This is a genomic window from Variovorax sp. MSC1_012, assembly GCF_023667525.1.
Lineage (GTDB): Bacteria > Pseudomonadota > Gammaproteobacteria > Burkholderiales > Burkholderiaceae_C > Variovorax > Variovorax beijingensis_B.
In genome coordinates, this window is the sequence record NZ_CM174443.1 from 2,195,462 (window position 1) to 2,213,208 (window position 17,747).

14 protein-coding genes are annotated in these 17,747 nt (G+C 67.8%); 5 read left to right on the forward strand and 9 right to left on the reverse strand.

The genetic code is table 11. The annotated features are described in order from the left end of the window. The first annotated feature begins 82 nt into the window (after positions 1-82). Positions 83-3,169 (forward strand): PAS domain-containing protein, encoded by a 3,087-nt coding sequence (locus L1081_RS10405; protein WP_489416340.1) that lies wholly within the window; start codon positions 83-85, stop codon positions 3,167-3,169. Between the two features lie 110 nt (positions 3,170-3,279). Then, a complete protein-coding gene (locus L1081_RS10410) occupies positions 3,280-5,187 on the forward strand; it encodes an ATPase, T2SS/T4P/T4SS family (protein ID WP_489416341.1) in 1,908 nt (635 codons plus the stop codon). 9 nt (positions 5,188-5,196) lie between these two features. On the opposite strand, the gene L1081_RS10415 is transcribed toward L1081_RS10410, so the two are convergent. The 8 genes from L1081_RS10415 to L1081_RS10450 form a co-directional block, all read right to left on the reverse strand. Next, positions 5,197-5,943 (reverse strand): EAL domain-containing protein, encoded by a 747-nt coding sequence (locus L1081_RS10415; RefSeq protein WP_489416342.1) that lies wholly within the window; start codon positions 5,941-5,943, stop codon positions 5,197-5,199. A gap of 90 nt (positions 5,944-6,033) precedes the next feature. Then, entirely contained in the window at positions 6,034-6,816 is a 783-nt protein-coding gene (locus L1081_RS10420; protein ID WP_489416343.1) for an exodeoxyribonuclease III, read from the reverse strand. 109 nt (positions 6,817-6,925) lie between these two features. Beyond that, positions 6,926-8,122, reverse strand: a complete 1,197-nt coding sequence (locus tag L1081_RS10425; protein WP_489416344.1) for an MFS transporter — start codon at positions 8,120-8,122, stop codon at positions 6,926-6,928. Between the two features lie 22 nt (positions 8,123-8,144). Beyond that, on the reverse strand, positions 8,145-9,230 hold the full coding sequence (gene arsB, locus L1081_RS10430) for an ACR3 family arsenite efflux transporter (protein WP_489416345.1): 1,086 nt from the start codon (positions 9,228-9,230) through the stop codon (positions 8,145-8,147). 7 nt (positions 9,231-9,237) lie between these two features. Then, complete coding sequence (locus L1081_RS10435) at positions 9,238-9,732, reverse strand: arsenate reductase/protein-tyrosine-phosphatase family protein (protein ID WP_489416346.1); 495 nt, start codon at positions 9,730-9,732, stop codon at positions 9,238-9,240. Then, complete coding sequence (locus L1081_RS10440) at positions 9,729-10,238, reverse strand: arsenate reductase/protein-tyrosine-phosphatase family protein (protein ID WP_489416347.1); 510 nt, start codon at positions 10,236-10,238, stop codon at positions 9,729-9,731. The genes L1081_RS10435 and L1081_RS10440 overlap by 4 nt, the downstream gene beginning before the upstream one ends. Then, positions 10,231-10,671, reverse strand: coding sequence for an ArsI/CadI family heavy metal resistance metalloenzyme (locus L1081_RS10445; protein WP_489416348.1), 441 nt, complete (start codon positions 10,669-10,671; stop codon positions 10,231-10,233). The genes L1081_RS10440 and L1081_RS10445 overlap by 8 nt, the downstream gene beginning before the upstream one ends. Positions 10,672-10,681: 10 nt before the next feature. Next, positions 10,682-11,005, reverse strand: a complete 324-nt coding sequence (locus L1081_RS10450; RefSeq protein ID WP_489416349.1) for a metalloregulator ArsR/SmtB family transcription factor — start codon at positions 11,003-11,005, stop codon at positions 10,682-10,684. Between the two features lie 29 nt (positions 11,006-11,034). On the opposite strand from L1081_RS10450, the gene arsC reads away from it, so the two are divergent. Genes arsC through L1081_RS10465 form a run of 3 tightly spaced genes read left to right on the forward strand, consistent with a single transcriptional unit; the run spans position 11,035 to position 13,563 of the window. Next, positions 11,035-11,481 carry an arsenate reductase (glutaredoxin) gene (gene arsC, locus L1081_RS10455; RefSeq protein ID WP_489416350.1) on the forward strand — a complete coding sequence of 149 codons (447 nt, stop codon included), beginning with the start codon at positions 11,035-11,037 and terminating at the stop codon, positions 11,479-11,481. Beyond that, the gene (gene arsH / locus L1081_RS10460; protein WP_489416351.1) at positions 11,462-12,184 is read left to right on the forward strand and encodes an arsenical resistance protein ArsH; all 723 of its coding nucleotides are present in this window, start codon (positions 11,462-11,464) and stop codon (positions 12,182-12,184) included. Before arsC ends, arsH begins: the two co-directional genes overlap by 20 nt. Positions 12,185-12,225: 41 nt before the next feature. Further along, entirely contained in the window at positions 12,226-13,563 is a 1,338-nt protein-coding gene (locus L1081_RS10465; protein WP_489416352.1) for an NUDIX domain-containing protein, read from the forward strand. 9 nt (positions 13,564-13,572) lie between these two features. Here L1081_RS10465 and L1081_RS10470 read toward each other — a convergent pair whose 3' ends face one another. After that, a complete protein-coding gene (locus tag L1081_RS10470; RefSeq protein ID WP_489416353.1) occupies positions 13,573-17,694 on the reverse strand; it encodes a CheR family methyltransferase in 4,122 nt (1,373 codons plus the stop codon). Positions 17,695-17,747 lie beyond the last annotated feature (53 nt).

Consider the following 17,747-nt stretch of genomic DNA (forward strand, 5'->3'; position numbering starts at 1 on the left):
GGGGATTGCGCGAGGTGGCCCGTTCTCCGCTTCTGACACACTACGTGCAGGCGCAGCGCGGATCTCATCGCGATGCACGTCCATGCCAATGAAATTGCCCGGTCTTCGCAACATCCGCATCAGCCTGAACACACGCGTGGGCCTCGGCGTTGCCGCGGTGGTCCTGGCCGCCACGCTCGCCATTGCCACGGTTGCGCTGCAGCTGGTCAAGACCAGCATGAAGGCCTCGATCGAAAGCGAAGCATTTGCGCGCCTGTCGGCCATCGCGAACACGGTGGACCAGAAGTTCGTCAGCCGCCGCACCCTGCTGGAGACCTTTGCCGACAGCCTCGGATCGAACGACTTCTCCGATGCGGCAGCGCTGCAGGCCTTCCTCGAAAGGCATCCGTCGCTGCGCCAGGCCTTCAGCAATGTTGCGTTCTTCACGACCGAGGGCGACCTGATCGCGAGCCTGAGCGGTGCGCAGCAGCCGGGCCGGGTGAACATCAAGGACCGGCCGTACTTCCAGCAAACGCTCTCGTCCCGGGCCGGCGTGATCTCCGAACCCTATCTCAACCGGCTCAGCGGCCTGGCGCAGATCGCCATGACCGAGCCGGTGCTGGACCCCGCGGGCAACCTGAAGTTCGTGATCTCGGGCGCCATCAACCTGAAGGACCGCAACCTCCTGGGCGAACTCACCGACGTGAGGTTCGGCGAAACCGGCTATCTGTTCATCACCAGCACGGACGGCGTGGTGATCGACCATCCGCGCACCGAGCGCATCATCAACCAGACGGGCCTGAAGGGCGTCGGCAATCCCGAGATCGAGCGTCCGCTGGAGGACTACGAAGGCGCGGCCGAAGGCCCGAACCACGCGGGGGTGCACGGCCTGTATGCTTTCAAGCGCATCCAGCAGACCAACTGGGTGCTGGGGTCCATGTATCCGAGCGCGGAGGCATTCGCCCGCGTCGACGCCATCGAACGTTCGGCATGGATCGGCACGGTGGTTCTCGCGATGCTTGCGGGTGCCGCGGCGCTGGGCCTCGTGCGGCAGCAGCTCAGGCCGCTCACGCATCTGCACCGGCACATGCTCGACGTGGACAACCCGGCCCTGCAGACGAGCGTGCCGCGCACCTACAGGCAGGACGAGATCGGCGATCTTGCGCGGACCTTCGACACGCTGATGCAGCAGCGCAAGTCGAGCGAGAAGTTCCTGCGCGACATCACCGACAACCTGCCCGCGCTGGTGTCGCACGTGGATGCACAGGGCCGCTATACCTTCGTGAACGCCCCGCTGTGCAGGAAGCTCGACCGCGGCGCGGCCCAGCTGATCGGGCGCACGGCGCAGAACATCGGCGAGGACGAGAGGGTGGACGCCGCGGTGCGGCGCGTGCTGGCCGGCGAGGCAGTCAGCTTCGAAAGCCGGGGCGAAGCGAAGCGCGGCGAGGAAGACCGCTACTTCCAGACCGAGCTCATCCCCGACCGCGACCAGGCCGGGCAGGTCCGCGGCTACTACGCCATGACCTCCGACGTGACCGAGCGCAAGCGCATCGAATTCAGCCTTGCCCACAGCGAAGCGCAGGTTCGCGTCATTGCGGACAACATCCCTGCCCTGGTCTCGCACGTCGATTCCTCGCTGAGATACACCTTCGTCAATGCCCAGGTGAGGGCACTGCACAAGGACCGGGCCATGGTGGGGCAATCGATGCCGGAGGTTCGCGGCCCGTCGGACTTTGCCATCGTGGCACCGGCCTACGAGCGCGCGCTGGCCGGCGAGACGGTGGTCGTCGAGAAATCCGGCGATCCGGCGCTGGGCATCGGCGAGCGCACCTTCAAGGCCCACTACATTCCCGACCGGGACGCGAACGGCGTGGTGCAGGGCGTGTTCGCCATGACCTTCGACATCACCGACGAGGTGAACATACGCAAGGCCCTGACCGAGCAGGAGAAGCGGCTGCGCGACGTAACCGACAGCATCCCGGCGCTGGTGGGCTATTTCGACAGCAACGAGAACTGCCTCTTCGCCAACAGCCGCGCGCGGCAGATGGCGGGCCTGGGCAGCGGCCCGCTCGAGAACGTCACGCTGCGCTCGGCGCTCGGCAAAGCGGTGCACCGGCAGATACGGCCCTATCTTCCGCTGGTGCGCGAGGGCAAGTCGGTGCGCTTTCCGGTGCAGGCGCCGCTGCATGGGAAGGACGGTTTTTTCCAGGTCAACCTGGTTGCCGACATGGACCCGCAGGGCGGGCTGATCGGTTTCTATCTCATGACTTTCAACATCACCGCGCTCAAGCGCGCGGAGCTGCGGCAAGCCGAGAGCGAAAGGCGCCTGCGCACCATCACAGACAACCTGCCGGCGCTCATCACCTACATCGACCGCGACGAGAAGATCACCTTTGCCAATGCCACCTACCGCGAATGGCTGGGCGTGGAACCCGCCGAGATCCTGGGCCACCACGTCGGCGACGTCGCGGGCCCCGAGCTGTATCTCTCGCGCAAGGCCATGATCGCGCGCGCGCTGGCGGGCGAGCGCGTGGAGTTCGAGGCGCAGACCAGGACCAAGGACGTCGACCGCACCACCCGCGTGAGCTACGTGCCCGACGTCGGCCCCGACGGCGCCACGCGCGGCATCTTCTCGCTGAGCCTGGACATCAGCGCATTGAAGGCGGTGGAGCGCAAGCTGAGCGACCTGGCGCGGGTCGACACGCTCACCGGCCTTGCGAACCGGCTCGCCTTCAACGAGTACCTGCCGGGCGCCATTGCCCGCGCGCAGCGTTCGGGCAACGCGCTGGCGGTGCTGTTTCTCGACATCGACTACTTCAAGACCATCAACGACACGCTCGGCCATGCAACCGGCGACGGCGTGCTGGTGGAATATGCGCAGCGCCTGCTGGCCAGCGTGCGAGGCACCGACACCGTGGCGCGCCTGGCGGGCGACGAGTTCGTGGTCGTGCTGGAAAACGTGCACACGCGGGAAGCCGCCGTGGCCGTCGCGCGAAAGATCGTCGAGCGGGTGGGCACCGTCCCCTTCGAACTGGACGGCCGCAGCCTGAACGTCACGACCAGCATCGGCATTGCCTTCCACCAGGCCGCGGGCGCCTCGGCCGGCGCCGCCGACCTGCTGGCGCGCGCCGATGCCGCGCTCTATCGCGCAAAGGCCGCGGGACGCAACACCTTCGGCTTCTCCGATTGAGAACTTTGGTAGTGGTTGTGCATCGCCCTTGCCGCTGGCAGGGGGCGCATTCCTGCTGACAAGCCCGCCCCGGCGGCCTCAGAATCCCTTTCACAGGAGAAACCCATTTCATGTCCCCCACCGAAGTCGTCACGCCCGAGCAATTGCTGCACGCACTGGAGACCCAGAGCCGCATGCCCATCCTGCGCATCGGCCAGGCCCTGATGGCGCTGGGCATGCTCACGGAAGAGCAGTTGCGCGCCGGCCTCGCCCAGCAGCAGCTCGACCGCAGCGTGCCGCTGGGCGAGACCCTGGTTCGCATGGGCGTGGTGACGCGGGCCCAGCTGAAGGCCGCACTGGTGCGCAAGATGGGCTATCCGCTCGTGAACCTGCACGAGTTCCCGGTCGCCGTGGATGCCCTGCGCACCATCAGCCATGCCGTCGCCCGGCGCCTGCAGGTGATGCCGCTCATGATCCACGAGGGCCGGCTCATTCTTGCGATGGACGATCCGGCCGGCCGCCATGCGGCCATCGACGAAGTGGAGTTCATCTCCCAGAAGAAGGTGGTGCCGGTGATCGGCGAATGCCTGGTGCTGGACACCGTGCTCTACAAGGCCTACGGCAAGATCGGCACCGAGGCGGTCGACCCGACCATCGTCCACGATCCCTCGCGGCCGCTGGACTTCGACGTGGGCAGCACCGGCCCCGCCAGCCTCGGTACCAGCGACCTGCTGGTCACCCTCGAGAAGGAGCGCCCCGCACCGGCCGTCGAGGAGGCGCCCATCGAGCAGTCGGACAACTCGCTGGTGCGGATGATCAACAGCATGATCGTGGACGCGCACCGCGAAGGCGTGTCGGACATCCACATCGAGAGCTATCCGGGCAACGAAAAGACCCGCATCCGGTTTCGCCGCGACGGCCGGCTGCACACCCATCTGGAGCTGCCGGCCAGCTACCGCAACGCAGTGGTCGCGCGCGTGAAGATCATGTGCGACCTGGACATCAGCGAAAAGCGCAAGCCCCAGGACGGCAAGATCAATTTCGCCAAGTACTCGCCGCAGCACCGCATCGAGCTGCGCGTGGCCACCATTCCCACGGCCAACGGGCTGGAAGACGTGGTGATGCGCATCCTGGCCTCGGCCAAGCCGATCGCGCTGGACAAGCTCGGGCTGTCGCCGCGCAATCTCTCGGAGCTCACCAAGGCGGTGGAGCGGCCCTACGGCATGGTGCTGTGCGTCGGGCCCACGGGCTCGGGCAAGACCACCACGCTGCACTCGGCCCTGATGCACATCAACACGCCGGAGCGAAAGATCTGGACGGCCGAAGACCCGATCGAGATCACCCAGCCCGGCCTGCGCCAGGTGCAGGTGAATCCGCGCATCGACTGGACCTTTGCCAAGGCGCTGCGCGCCTTCGTGCGCGCCGATCCCGACGTGATCATGGTCGGCGAGATCCGCGACGAGGAAACGGCCAAGACGGCGATCGAAGCCTCGCTCACGGGCCACCTGGTGCTTTCCACGCTGCACACCAACAGCGCGCCCGAAACCGTGACGCGGCTGCTGGACATGGGCATGGACCCCTTCAACTTCGCGGACTCGCTGCTCGCGGTGCTGGCGCAGCGCCTGGTGCGGCGCCTGTGCAGCCACTGCATCCAGAGCCGCCCGATGCGCCCCGAGGAAATCGAGGAGCTGCTGGCCGACTACATGCACGCGTTCGCGGGACAGGAGACGCCGGCCGAACGCGAGGCCGTGCGCAGCGCCTGGCTCGGCCAGCACGGCCGCGACGGCCGGCTGCAGGCCTTTTCGAGCCCCGGATGCGCGCATTGCGACAACACCGGCTTCAGCGGCCGCGTCGGCATCCACGAGCTGATGGTGATCTCCAGGACGCTGCGCCGCCTGGTGCAAAGCGGCGCGCGCGCCGAGGAACTGCAGGAAGCCGCCCTGCGCGAGGGCATGCGCACGCTGCGCCAGGACGGCATCGGCAAGGTCCTGTCGGGGCAGACCACCATCGAGGAAGTCCGCGCAACCAGCAACGCCTGAGTTGGCGCCTCAGGCGGCGTCCCACGCCACGGCCGGCAGCATGGCGATGCCGGGCCTGGCGAACAGGTAGCCCTGGAACAGCTCCACGCCCAGCGCGCGCAGCGCATGGACCTCTTCCGAAGCCTCGACGCCTTCCGCCACCACCCGGATGCCGAGCTCGTCGCAGGTGCCCACGAAGCCCTTCACGATGCTGAGCCGGACCGCGTCGTTGTGGATGTTGCGCACCAGGCCCATGTCGATCTTCACCACGTCGGGCTGAAAGCCCGCCAGCAGCTCGAAGCCCGCATAGGCGGCGCCGAAGTCGTCGATGGCAGAGGTGAAGCCGTAGCCCTTGTAGGTACGGAAGGTCGCCGCCAGTGCCGGCAGGTCCGCCACGCGTTCGCCCTCGGTGATCTCGAACATCAGGTGGTCCACCGGAAAATTGCAGCGCTGCGCGGCCAACATGGCGGTATGGAAGCACTCGTCCTGATGTCCCGCCACGTCGTTGGGCAGGATGTTGAGGCTCAGCCGCGTCTCCATGCCCAGCGCGGAGGCGGTCTCGATGGCTTTCACGCGGCACGCCTCGTGAAACGCGAAGCGGTGCCGCGGATTCACGCGCGACAAAACCTCGAAGGCGCCCTCTCCCGAGGTGCCGCGCACCAGGGCTTCGTGCGCGAAGACTTCGCGCCGCTCGAAATCCACGATCGGCTGGAAAGCCATGACGAACCCGTCATCGAAGCCGGGAAAGCAGGCATCTGCCGTTGTTCCGATGGTCACTGGAGTGGATCTCGCGGGAAAGGGGCCGGGTCGTTCAGGCTGCTCGATAAGTACTTAAATGTAACTCTTTCGTCCACAGCCCTTCCCTGATCAGCCTGCCGGCAGGTCGAGTTCGACCCAGACCGGCGCATGGTCGCTCGCCCCGGGCCGCCCGCGCACCTCGCGGTCCACGTTCGCATCGGCCAGAAAGGGTGCGAGTTCCCGGTTGAGCAGCAGGTGGTCGATGCGCAATCCCGCATTGCGCGGCCAGCGGTTGCGCCAGTAATCCCAATAGGTGTAGATCGCCTCGCGGGGATGGCACGCGCGGATCGCGTCGGTCCATCCCTGCTTCAGCAGGCGGGCGAAGGCCGCGCGGCTTTCCGGCTGCAGCAGCGCATCGTCCTGCCATGAAGCCGGGTTGTAGATGTCCGCATCGGTGGGCACCACATTGAAGTCGCCGGCCAGCACCGCCGGCATGCCGCAGCCATAGAGAAGGCGCGCATGGGCGTTGAGCCGCTCGAACCATTCGAGCTTGTAGTCGAACTTGGGGCCGGGCTGCGGATTGCCGTTGGGCAGGTAGAGGCAGCCGACGATCACGCCATTCACCACGGCTTCGAGATAGCGGCTCTGGCTGTCTTCGGAGTTGCCGTCGAGCCCGCGGCCGGTTTCGATCGGCTCCGTTCCACGCGCAAGAATGGCCACGCCGTTCCATGCGCGCTGGCCATGGAACAGCACGCCGTAGCCCGCCTCGCGAATGGCCGCGGCCGGAAAATTCGGGTCCGGGGATTTCAGCTCCTGCAGGCAGGCCACGTCCGGGCGGGCCTCGGCCAGCCATGCCAGCACAAGCGCAAGCCGGCTGTTGATGCCATTGACGTTGAAGGTCGCGATCTTCATGGGCGCTGCGTTGAACACAAGCGGATGAATCGGATCATGGCCCGAAAGCCGCCCCGGCCATGTCGGAGAACACGCCCCCCGCGAGAAGCCGCGAAGCGCTCGGAAGGCTTCAGCGCCGGTCGCTTCGAAGTGCGCCCGGCACCGAGATGCACATCAGCGCGCCCAGGGCCGTGAGCCCGAGGAAGGCCGAAGCCCACAGCGCGCGCTCGCCCCAGCCCTGCACGAGCAGGCCGAAGAGGAACGGCGCACCGGCCTGCAAGAGCCGCGCGGGCACCATCAGCAGGCCCTGCCGCCCGCCGTAACCCTGGGGGCCGAACAGCAGCAAGGGCAATGTCCCGACCGCGATCGTGAGGATGCCGTTCCCGGCGCCATGCAGCACGGCAAAGACCGCGGCCGCCGGCGCACCGAACACCAGCAGCGCAGCCACTCCCAGCGGATGCGCCAGCGCGGCGATCCGCGCCGACAGCAGCGCCGGTGCGCGCCTGAGAAAACCGAACTCCAGCAGGCGCCCCGCCACCTGTGCCGGCCCCACCAGCGCGGCAATGGAAACCGCGGCAATCACCGACACCCCGCTCGCATGGAGCAGGCTCGGCAGATGCGCCGCCATGGCCGTGCTGATGAACCAGCCGGCGGCAAAGACATAGGCCAGCAGGAATTCCGTTCGCCGCGGCCGGGCCCCACCGCCCGGCGCAGTCGCGGCAGCTTTTTTGGTCTTGGAAAGCTGCTGCGCCGCGGCCTCCCGCACGCGTGGAACGATAGCGTTCAGCGGCAACCCCAGCACCAGGTGCAGGCCCGCCCAGGCCATGCATGCGCCGCGCCAGCCGTAATGCGCTTCGAGGAATGCCGTCAGCGGCCAGCCCACCGTGCTGGCAAATCCCGCGAACAGCGTGATGCCCGTGATGGCGCCGCGCGAGTCGGCACCGTGAATGCGCACCACCGTGGCAAAAGCCGCCTCGTAGAGCCCGCTGCCCATCGCCATGCCGATCAGGACCCATGCCGCCATCAGCCACGCAACGCTCCCCGCTTGCGACAGTGCCAGCAGGCCCGCGGCAAAGACGAGGTTGCTGCCCATCAGCACGGGCCGTCCGCCGAAGCGGTCGATCGCCTTGCCGGCAAAGGGCCCCAGCGCGGCCGACACCACCAGCGCCAGCGAGAACGCGGCAAACACGATGAACGACGGCGCACCGAGGTCGCGCGCAATGGGCGCGGCCAGCATGGCGGGCAGGTAGTACGACGAAGCCCAGGAGAGCGTCTGCGCCGTTCCGAGCGCCGACACCGTCAGCGCCCGGCGGGATGCGGGGGTCATGCCGCAGCGGCCTCGGCGCCGGTCAGCCCGCCCTCACGCCTTTTTCATACCAGCCCTGCGACCGGTTGACCACCGCGACCACCAGCAGCATCACCGGCACCTCGATCAGCACGCCCACCACCGTGGCCAGCGCGGCGCCCGACTGGAAGCCGAACAGGCTGATCGCCGTGGCCACCGCGAGCTCGAAGAAATTGCTCGCGCCGATCAGCGCCGACGGGCCGGCCACGCAGTGCGCCACGCCCAGCCTGCGGTTGAGCACATAGGCCAGGCCCGAGTTCAGGAACACCTGGATCAGGATCGGCACCGCGAGCAGCGCAATCACCAGCGGCTGCCGGATGATGGCTTCGCCCTGGAAGGCGAACAGCAGCACCAGTGTGAGCAGCAGCGCCGAGATCGACCAGGGCCCGAGCCGCGCCGCCGCCGCCTGGAAGTGCGCGGTGCCCTTCTTGAGCAAATGCTTGCGCAGCAGCTGCGCAATGACCACCGGCACCACGATGTACAGGCCCACCGAGGTCAAGAGCGTGTCCCAGGGCACCGTGATCGACGACAGCCCGAGCAGCAGCGCGACCACCGGCGCAAAGGCCACCACCATGATCGCGTCGTTGAGCGCCACCTGCGACAGCGTGAAGTACGGGTCGCCCTTGCACAGCTGGCTCCACACGAACACCATCGCCGTGCACGGCGCTGCTGCCAAGAGGATCAGGCCCGCGATGTAGCTGTCGAGCTGCGATGGCGGAAGCAGCGGCGCGAACACGTGGCGGATGAAGATCCAGCCCAGCAGCGCCATCGAGAACGGCTTCACGGCCCAGTTGATGAAGAGCGTGACGCCGATGCCGCGCCAGTGCGCCTTCACCTGCCCGAGCGCCGCGAAGTCGATCTTCAGCAGCATCGGGATGATCATCACCCAGATCAGCACGCCGACCGGCACGTTGACCTTGGCCACCTCCAGCGACGCAATGCCGCGGAACACGCCCGGCAGCCACTGGCCCAGCGCAATGCCCACCACGATGCACAGCGCGACCCACACCGTGAGATAGCGCTCGAAGAAGCCGATGGCGGGCGGCGGTGCGGACGATGCAGCGGCGGCGGTGGCGGAAGTGGAGCTCATGAAAAAGTCAGCTTTCGGAAATCGCGGCCAGCGCCGCCTGGAGTTCGTTGTCCGCCATCGATTCGATCGGCAGTGCCAGCAGCTGCACGAGGCGATAGGCGAGCGCCTGGCGCGTGAGTTCGAAGGCCACCCGCCTGCCTTCGTCGCCGCCGGGTGCATTCGACGGATCGGGATAGCCCCAGTGCACCTGCACCGGGCTGCCGGGCCAATAGGGGCAGGTTTCCTGCGCGGCGCTGTCGCACACGGTGATGACGATGCGCATGGCCGGCTTGCCCTCACCCACGAACTCGTCCCAGCTCTTGCTGCGGCAGGCCGACACGTCGACGCCCGCATTGGCGAGCGCCTCGAGCGCGAAGGGGTTCAGGCGCCCGCTCGGCGCGCTGCCGGCGCTGTAGGCCCGCACGTCCCTGCCCGCCTTTTGCGCCAGGTGGTTGAGCATGCCTTCGGCGAGCACGCTGCGGGCCGAGTTGTGCGTGCACAGGATCAGCACGTTGACCGTCATGGCGCGGCCTTCTGGACCTTGCCGATGTCGCGCATCTCGCGCTGGATGGCCATTGCGTCGAGCCGCGCGAGCGGCAGCGCCAGCATCAGCTCGATGCGGCGCTTCAGGGTGAGCGCCGTGTCCATGAACTGGCGCTCGGTTGCTTCTTCCGAGCCCTCGAAAGCCGCGGGATCGGCAACGCCCCAATGGGCGGTCATCGGCTGGCCCGGCCATACCGGGCACACCTCTCCGGCGGCCTTGTCGCAGACCGTGAGCACGAAGTCCATGGCGGGGGCGCCGGGCGCGGCAAACTCGTCCCAGTTCTTGCTGCGGTAGCCCTCCGCGGAAAGCCGCAGCCGCTCGAGCGTGTGCAGCGCATGCGGGCTGACCTTGCCCGTCGGATGGCTGCCCGCCGAATACGCCTTGAACCGGCCCTCGCCCATGTGGTTGAGCAGGCCTTCGGCCATGATCGATCGCGCGGAGTTGCCGGTGCACACGAAGAGCACGTTGTAGGTTCTTTCAGCCATGGCAATTCGCCGTCCCTGGTGCGCAGCACGCGGTCTTCCGGCTCGCAGCTGCCCTCTTCTCTCCATACACCGGCGCATTGCCCAGCGTGTGGAAGTGTTCCCAGGCAATGCCCTGCGGATCAGTGATCCAGTGCTTTTCGCTGCGTGCGTAGCAACAGGTGGTGGCGCCTTCGTCGAAGGTCTCGATCTCGGCCTGGGCGGCGCGGGCCTTGAGCTCCGCAAGTTCTTCCTCGTTCTCGGCCTGCAGCCCCAGATGGTCGATGCCCGTCGAGCCGGCGCGCGTGGACACCGCAAAATTCACCGGCGGATCGGCGAGCATCCACTTGGCGTAGTCGCTTTCGACGCGCGCCGGCTCCGAGGCAAAAAGCCTGGAGTAGAAGGCGATGCTCGCCGGCAGATCCTGGACGTTCAGATGCACATGGAATCGCTTCATGGTTTCTCCTTCAGCATGGACAAGCCTGGGCCGCCTGGGGCAGGCAAGCCTCGCCCTGGCAGCAGTTTTCTGTGAGGTAGCCGATGAGCGCGTTCATCTGCCCGAAGGCCGCGCGGTAGATCAGGTTGCGGCCGCTGCGCTCCTGCGTCACCAGCCCCGAATGGGTCAGCTCCTTCAGATGGAACGAGAGGCTGGTGGCCGGCACGTCGAGCGCCTCCACCAGCGCGCCGGGCGTGAGGCCCGCCGGGCCCGCCACCACCAGCGCGCGGAACACCTGCAGGCGCATCGGCTGGGCCAGCGCGGCCAGGGATCTGACGATGTCTTGTTCTTCCATATTTCAATAATAGTTGCATAATTGCAAGAATGCAATCGACAAGCCCATCCATCACCATCTTTCACAACCCCGCGTGCGGCACTTCGCGCAACACGCTGGCGATGATCCGCAACAGCGGCGAAGAGCCCCGGGTCGTCGAATACCTGAAGACCCCGCCCACCCGGGAAACGCTGCGCGAACTGCTCGCCGCCATGGCCATGGCGCCGCGTGCGCTGCTGCGCCGCAAGGGCACGCCCCATGACGAACTCGGGCTCGACGATCCCAAGTGGTCCGACGAACAGCTGCTCGACTTCATGCTCGCGCATCCGATCCTCATCAACCGCCCGATCGTCGTCACGCCGCTCGGCACTCGGCTGTGCCGCCCTTCGGAAGAGGTGCTCGACATCCTGCCCTCGCCGCAAAAAGGCCCGTTCACCAAGGAAGACGGCGAGCAGGTCATCGACGCGGAGGGCCGCCGTGTCGACCGCACTGCCTGAGCTTCCGAACATCGATGCCGAGCTGTTCGACCGGCCCTCGCCCGAGCGCTTCTCCCATGCGGCGCCGGCGCGCCACGCACCGCGCTTCCTGCTGCTGTACGGCTCGCTGCGCGAGCGTTCCTACAGCCGGCTGCTGACCGAAGAGGCCGCGCGGCTGCTGCAAGCCATGGGCGGCGAAACGCGGATCTTCGATCCAGCCGGCCTGCCGCTGCCCGACAGCGCGCCGGACGACCATCCGAAGGTACGGGAGCTGCGCGAACTCGCGCAATGGGCCGAAGGCATGGTGTGGTGCTCGCCCGAACGCCACGGCGCCATGACCGGCATCATGAAGGCACAGATCGACTGGATTCCGCTGAGCGTGGGTGCCGTGCGGCCCACGCAGGGCAAGACGCTGGCCGTCATGCAGGTGTCGGGCGGGTCGCAGTCGTTCAATGCGGTGAACCAACTGCGCGTGCTCGGGCGCTGGATGCGCATGCTGACCATTCCCAACCAGTCGTCGGTCGCCAAAGCCTTCCTGGAGTTCGACGAAGCCGGGCGAATGAAGCCTTCCGCCTGCTACGAGCGGGTGGTCGACGTGATGGAGGAACTGATGAAGTTCACCCTGCTCACGCGCGATGCGGCCGCCTACCTTGTCGACCGCTACAGCGAGCGCAGGGAAAGCGCCGAGCAGCTTTCCCGGCGGGTGAACCAGCGGGCGATCTGACGCGATGCCCGAGGCCGCCATTGGCCCGACAATCGGCGCCCATGAACGCCAAGCCTTCGACGACAGCGACCCCACCCGGTCCAACGCCGTCCCTGCCGCGCCCCATCCGCGTGGCGGCCTCCCTGATCCTCCTGCGCGACGGCGCCGACGGCATGGAAGTGCTGCTGCTGCGCCGCGCCGAAAAGGCCGACGACCAGAACAGCGGCGCCAGCGTGTTTCCGGGCGGCGTGGTCGACGCGCATGACCGCAGCCTGCACCTGATGTGCAAGGGCCTGGACGACGCCGCGGCCAGCGCGCGCCTGGGCCTGCGGGGCGGCGGCCTCGACTACTACGCCGCCGCGGTGCGCGAATGCTTCGAGGAAGCGGGCGTCCTGTTTGCAAGCGATGCCGACGACCGCCTGGTCGAGCTCGACGGCCTGCCGCCGAGCCAGCTCGAATCCATGCGCCATGCCGCCGAGCAAGGCACCAATGCGCTGCTCGCCATGTGCGAGGCGCAGGGCTGGCGCCTTGCGATGGACCGGCTCGCCTATTTCAGCCACTGGCTCACGCCGCCGGGCATGCCGCGCCGCTTCGACACCCGCTTCTTCATTGCGCAGATGCCGCCGGGCCAGGCCGTGAAGCCCGATGGCCGCGAAACCGTGGCGCACATGTGGCTGAAGCCGGCCGACGCGGTGGACCCGGGCCGCGGCCTCAAGCTGATGAACGTGACACGGCGCACGCTCGAAGAGCTGGCAGGCTTCGACAGCGCCGCCGACTGCATGGCCCATGCGCGGGCGCTGACGCGGATCGTGCTGAACATGCCGCGCCTGGCCGACGGGCCCGCGGGCCGCCGTGCGGTGAACATCGACGAAGCCGCCTACGAGGAGATCGGCCACCTCGATCCCGACGGCAAGGGCCACGCGCACTACGCGCTCGAGCCCGGCCTCGCCACGCGGCTGTCGGCGCGCGTCGTGCGCGTGGCGGGCGCAGCGGATTCGCATCACGGCTATTTCGTCGGCGGCGAAGGCGGCCACTGGGCATTGATCGACCCCCCGCCGCACGGCCTCGCGCAGAACGCAGTGCCGGGCCAGGTGAAGTGGCTGCTCTGGACAGGGGCCGGTACGCAGCCCCCGGCCGCGTCGCTCGGAACGCTTCGATCCGCATGGCCCGATGCGGCCGCGCTGTGGCCGCAGCCCGGGGACACGCTGCGCCTTGCAGGCGCCACGCTGCATGTACAAGAGCCGGGCCCGGCTGGTCAGGGCGGGTCCGCGCGGCAACTCCTGCTGGCCGAGGAACGCATGCTGTTCACCGGCTGCGCCGCGGCGCACGCAGCGCATGCGACCGGCGAGGCCGAATGGATCGCCCCAGCCAGCGGCTTCATCTACCGCGCGCCGCGCTAGCGCAAAGTCTCACAGCCGGCCGATGGCCGCCTTGAGTTCCTCGAGCGAAGCGGGTTTCGGCAGGTGCGCGTTGAAGCCGGCCTCGAGCGCCCGGCGTGCATCGGCGCGGCGGCCGAAGCCGGACATCGCAATGGATGGCAGATCGCGCGTGGCCGGGCGCCGCCGCACCTCGGCAATGAACTGGTAGCCATCCATCTCGGGCATGCCGAGGTCCGACACCAGCAGGTCGTAGGTGTTCGCCTCGAGCAGCTCCAGCCCCTTCTTCGCGCTCTGGGCCACATCGACGATGGCGCCCTCCAGCCGCAGCACCTCGGCAAACGGGGCCAGCGCATCGGCATAGTCGTCCACCGCAAGCACGCGCCAGCCGCTGAGGCTGACTTCGGCCGAGGCCTTCTTGTCCGCCAGCGGCTCGGCCGCCGTTCCCACGCGCGGCAGCCACACGCTGAACTCGGCGCCCTGCCCCAGCCCCGCCGAATGCACCTCGACGCGGCCGCCGTGCGCCCGCGTCAGTTCCTGGACCAGCGCCAGTCCGATGCCCAGGCCGCCATTGGGCGGCGTCACGTCGCTGTCCGCCTGGTTGAACATGCCGAACACGTGCGGAAGGAATTCCGGCGCAATGCCGCAGCCCGTGTCGCTGACCGTGAGCCTGCCGAAACCCTCGCCGGCCGCGGCAACGCGTACCGCGATGCGCCCGCCCTCGGCCGTGAACTTGACCGCATTGCTCAGCAGGTTCCAGGCGATCTGCTCGATGCGCACGCGATCGCCGTCGCAGACCATGCCGGCCTCGCAATCCAGCTCGAGCGCGAGTTTCTTGCCGGCCGCGCCGCTCACGGCGGCCTGCGCCACCGCCTGCACCAGTTCGCCCAGATCGACCGCCACGCGATTGAGCCGCAGCTTGCCGGTGCGGATGCGCGAGAGATCGAGCAGGTCGTTGATGATGCGCGTCTGGCTCGCCACGGCGCGCTTGATGGTCTCGCCCACGCGCCGCACGGCCGGGTTCTCGGCGGTACCCGGCGCGTGCATCAGCAGTTCGGCGTTCATCTGGATCAGGTTGAGCGGCTGCTTCAGTTCGTGCGACATCACGGCCAGGAACTTGTCCTTGAGCTCGTTGGCCATCTGCGCGCTGAGGCTGGCCTTCTTTTCCTTGAAGAGGCGGTGCTCCTGCGCGAGCTCATGCTGCTTGGTGCCCGTCATGTCGCGCGCGATCTTGGCAAAGCCGCCCCCAGCGGCCGCCTCCAGCGGCGTGGTGACGCCGCTGCAGAAAAAGCGGCTGCCGTCCTTGCGCTGGTGCCAGCGCTCGTCTTCGGCGCGGCCCAGTTCGAGCGCGCGGCGCATTTCGCCCTCGGGCACGCCGTTCGCCTGGTCTTCGGCGGTGAAGATCATCGCGAGCGGCTTGTGCAGCATTTCTTCTTCCGCGTAGCCGAAGATGCGCTTCGCGCCCGCGTTCCAAGTGGCGATCAGGCCCCGCTCGTCGGTCGTGATGATGGCAAAGTCGCGCGTGGTGGCCGCCACCAGCCGCAGCCGCTCCTCGCCCGCGCGCGACCGCTCCTCGGCGGCGCGCAGGTCGGTGATGTCGAAGAAGTTGAGGATCGCGCCCTCGATCTTGTCCTCCGCCGTGCGGTACGGAAGTATCCGGGCCAGGAACTGCCGCCCGTCCGCGCTGGTCACATGCCGTTCGCTGGTGCGCAGTTCCTTGAAGGCCGCAGCCGTGTCGTCCGCCAGTTCCGGGTAGTCGAGCCGGCTGGTGATGTCGAACAGCGACCGCCCGAGGTCCGACGAGATCAGGTTGAACAGGTTGCTCGCATGCGGCGTGAAGCGCTTGACGTGCATGTCGCGGTCCACGAACACGGTCGCGATCTCGGACGAGGCAATCAGGTTCTGCAGGTCGTCGTTGATGTGGCCGCGCTCTTCCACCTTCATCTTGAGCTCGAAGTTGACTGTCACGAGCTCCTCGTTCATCGACTGCAGCTCTTCCTTGCTGGTTTCCAGTTCTTCGGTGGCCGAGCGCAGTTCCTCGTTGATAGCCTGCAGTTCCTCGTTGGAGGCCTTCAGTTCCTCGGTCGAGGTTTCGGAGGTCTCGAGGGTGTCCTGCAGATGCAGCTTGAGCTGGCGGATCTCGTCTTCCATCTTGCCGATGAGCTGCTCGCGCGCCGCATGGGCCGGCTCGCCGCCTTCGGGGCGCATGCTCTCCTCGATCTCGTCGAACACCACCAGCGTGAGCCGCTGCTGCAGCGGCCGCACGGTGATGTTGAGAAACACCTGGCGGCCGTCGCCGCGCTTCTGCACGAGCCGAGTCCCCACGCTGCGGTTCGTCTGCGCGGCCTTGAAGAGCGCGGTTCGCAGCTCCAGCCGCAGGTCGGGCCGCACGTTGTTCAAGAGGTTGTTCGAAGGCTCGCCGCCGGGCCGCTCCAGGAAGCGGCCCACGCCGTTGGACAGGTGCAGCACGTCGTGGTCGGCATTGATGAGCACGCTGGGCGGCGAGAACTGTTCCAGCGCGCGCTGGTGCAGCTCGGCAAAGCTCAGGCGCTCGCTGCGCTTTTGCACGCGCAGCGCGTGCATCGAACCGGTCGCCCCGGGCCCGGACGGCGCATCGCTGATGAGGGGCACGTGGCGCCCCGGCGAAAGCTGGGGATTGACGCGGTAGATGCGGTTCTTCTTGTCGACGGAGGTGAACAGGCTGCCCGCCGCGTCAATCGATTCCGAAGTGCCCAGGAACAGATAGCCGCCGGGCCTGAGCGCAATGCGGAACATCTCCAGCACATGCCCCTGAGCCGCGCGGTCGAGATAGATCAGGAGATTGCGGCAGCAGATGATGTCCAGCCGCGAGAACGGCGGATCGCGCAGCAGGTTGTGCACTGCAAACAGCACCGGCTCGCGCACCGAGGTGGCGACGCGGTACTGGTCCTGTTCGGCCACGAAGAACTGCCGCAACCGCGAAGACGAGATGTCCTCCGCGATGCCCCGGGCATACAGGCCCCTGCGCGCCACGGCAATCGCGCGCTCGTCGATGTCGGTGGCAAAGACCTGGATGTCCAGCGGCTTGGACTGCCGGTCGACCTGTTCGCGCAGCAGCATGCTCAGAGAATAGGCCTCCTCGCCGGTGGCGCAGCCCGCCACCCACGCACGCACCTGCTCGCCGGGCTGCTTGCCCTCGATCAGCGCGGGAAGCGCCTCGCGCTCGAGGACTTCGAAGGCATCCGGGTCGCGGAAGAAGTTGGTCACGCTGATGAGCATGTCCTGCAAGAGCGGCGCCGCCTCTTCGGGGTGGTCGCGAAGGAAGTCGCGGTAGGCCGGCAGGTCGGCCAGCCGGTTCACCTGCAGCCGGCGCTCCAGCCGGCGCAGCACCGTGGCCCGCTTGTAATGGCGAAAGTCGTGCCGCGTGTAGTTGCGCAAGAGGCTCATCACCTCCTGCAGCGCCTGCTCGGCCAGGCTGGCTTCCGTGCCGCTGTCGGGTGCCGGCGCGGCCCGGCCCGCCGGCTCGTCGTAGGGCAGACGGATGTGCTGCGCATTGCGCCACAGTTCGACCAGCCACCGACCCATGTCGGCCACCGGCAGCACGATGTCGACCATGCCGGTGGCAATGGCCGCGCGCGGCATGGCGTCGTGCGCCGCATCGCCGGGCGCCTGCGCCATGGCGATGCCGCCGTGCTCCTTCACGCGGGTGAGGCCGACCGCCCCATCGCTGCCCATGCCCGACATCACGATGCAGACGGCCCGCTCCCTGTGCACCTCGGCCATGGTGCGAAAGAACAGGTCGATCTCCATGTGCGGCCCCGCGACGCGGCGGCTGGCGGCCACCTGCAGGTGGCCGTCGTTCATCGTCAGCGCCACGCCCGGCGGAATCACGTAGACGTGGTCGGCCTCGACCGGCGTTGGCCCGGCGACCTGCGCGACCGGCATCCGGGTGGCGCGCTGCAGGATGTCGGCGGCGCTGCTCTCGTGTTCGGGCGAGAGATGGAGGATGACGACAAAGGCCATGCCCGTACCGGAGGGCGTGTTCTCGAAGAAGCGGAGCAGCGCTTCCAGCCCGCCCGCGGACGCGCCGATGCCGACGACCGGAAATCCCAGCGCACTTGGCGCAAGCTCGCCTTTGTCGGCGGCAGAAGACGGTGGCGGATTCGATTGGGGCATTGGAGTCATTGCGGACCGGAGCCCCGGTCCTGCAGTGCGCGGCGCACGATCCT

Excerpts from the sequence above, each read along its gene's own strand:
- L1081_RS10405 (WP_489416340.1), top strand. The coding sequence starts at position 83 with ATGCCAATGAAATTGCCCGGTCTTCGCAACATCCGCATCAGCCTGAAC.
- L1081_RS10410 (WP_489416341.1), top strand. The coding sequence starts at position 3,280 with ATGTCCCCCACCGAAGTCGTCACGCCCGAGCAATTGCTGCACGCACTG.
- L1081_RS10420 (WP_489416343.1), bottom strand. The coding sequence starts at position 6,816 with ATGAAGATCGCGACCTTCAACGTCAATGGCATCAACAGCCGGCTTGCG.
- L1081_RS10425 (WP_489416344.1), bottom strand. The coding sequence starts at position 8,122 with ATGACCCCCGCATCCCGCCGGGCGCTGACGGTGTCGGCGCTCGGAACG.
- arsB (WP_489416345.1), bottom strand. The coding sequence starts at position 9,230 with ATGAGCTCCACTTCCGCCACCGCCGCCGCTGCATCGTCCGCACCGCCG.
- L1081_RS10435 (WP_489416346.1), bottom strand. The coding sequence starts at position 9,732 with ATGACGGTCAACGTGCTGATCCTGTGCACGCACAACTCGGCCCGCAGC.
- L1081_RS10440 (WP_489416347.1), bottom strand. The coding sequence starts at position 10,238 with ATGGCTGAAAGAACCTACAACGTGCTCTTCGTGTGCACCGGCAACTCC.
- L1081_RS10445 (WP_489416348.1), bottom strand. The coding sequence starts at position 10,671 with ATGAAGCGATTCCATGTGCATCTGAACGTCCAGGATCTGCCGGCGAGC.
- L1081_RS10450 (WP_489416349.1), bottom strand. The coding sequence starts at position 11,005 with ATGGAAGAACAAGACATCGTCAGATCCCTGGCCGCGCTGGCCCAGCCG.
- arsC (WP_489416350.1), top strand. The coding sequence starts at position 11,035 with ATGCAATCGACAAGCCCATCCATCACCATCTTTCACAACCCCGCGTGC.
- L1081_RS10465 (WP_489416352.1), top strand. The coding sequence starts at position 12,226 with ATGAACGCCAAGCCTTCGACGACAGCGACCCCACCCGGTCCAACGCCG.
- L1081_RS10470 (WP_489416353.1), bottom strand. The coding sequence starts at position 17,694 with ATGCCCCAATCGAATCCGCCACCGTCTTCTGCCGCCGACAAAGGCGAG.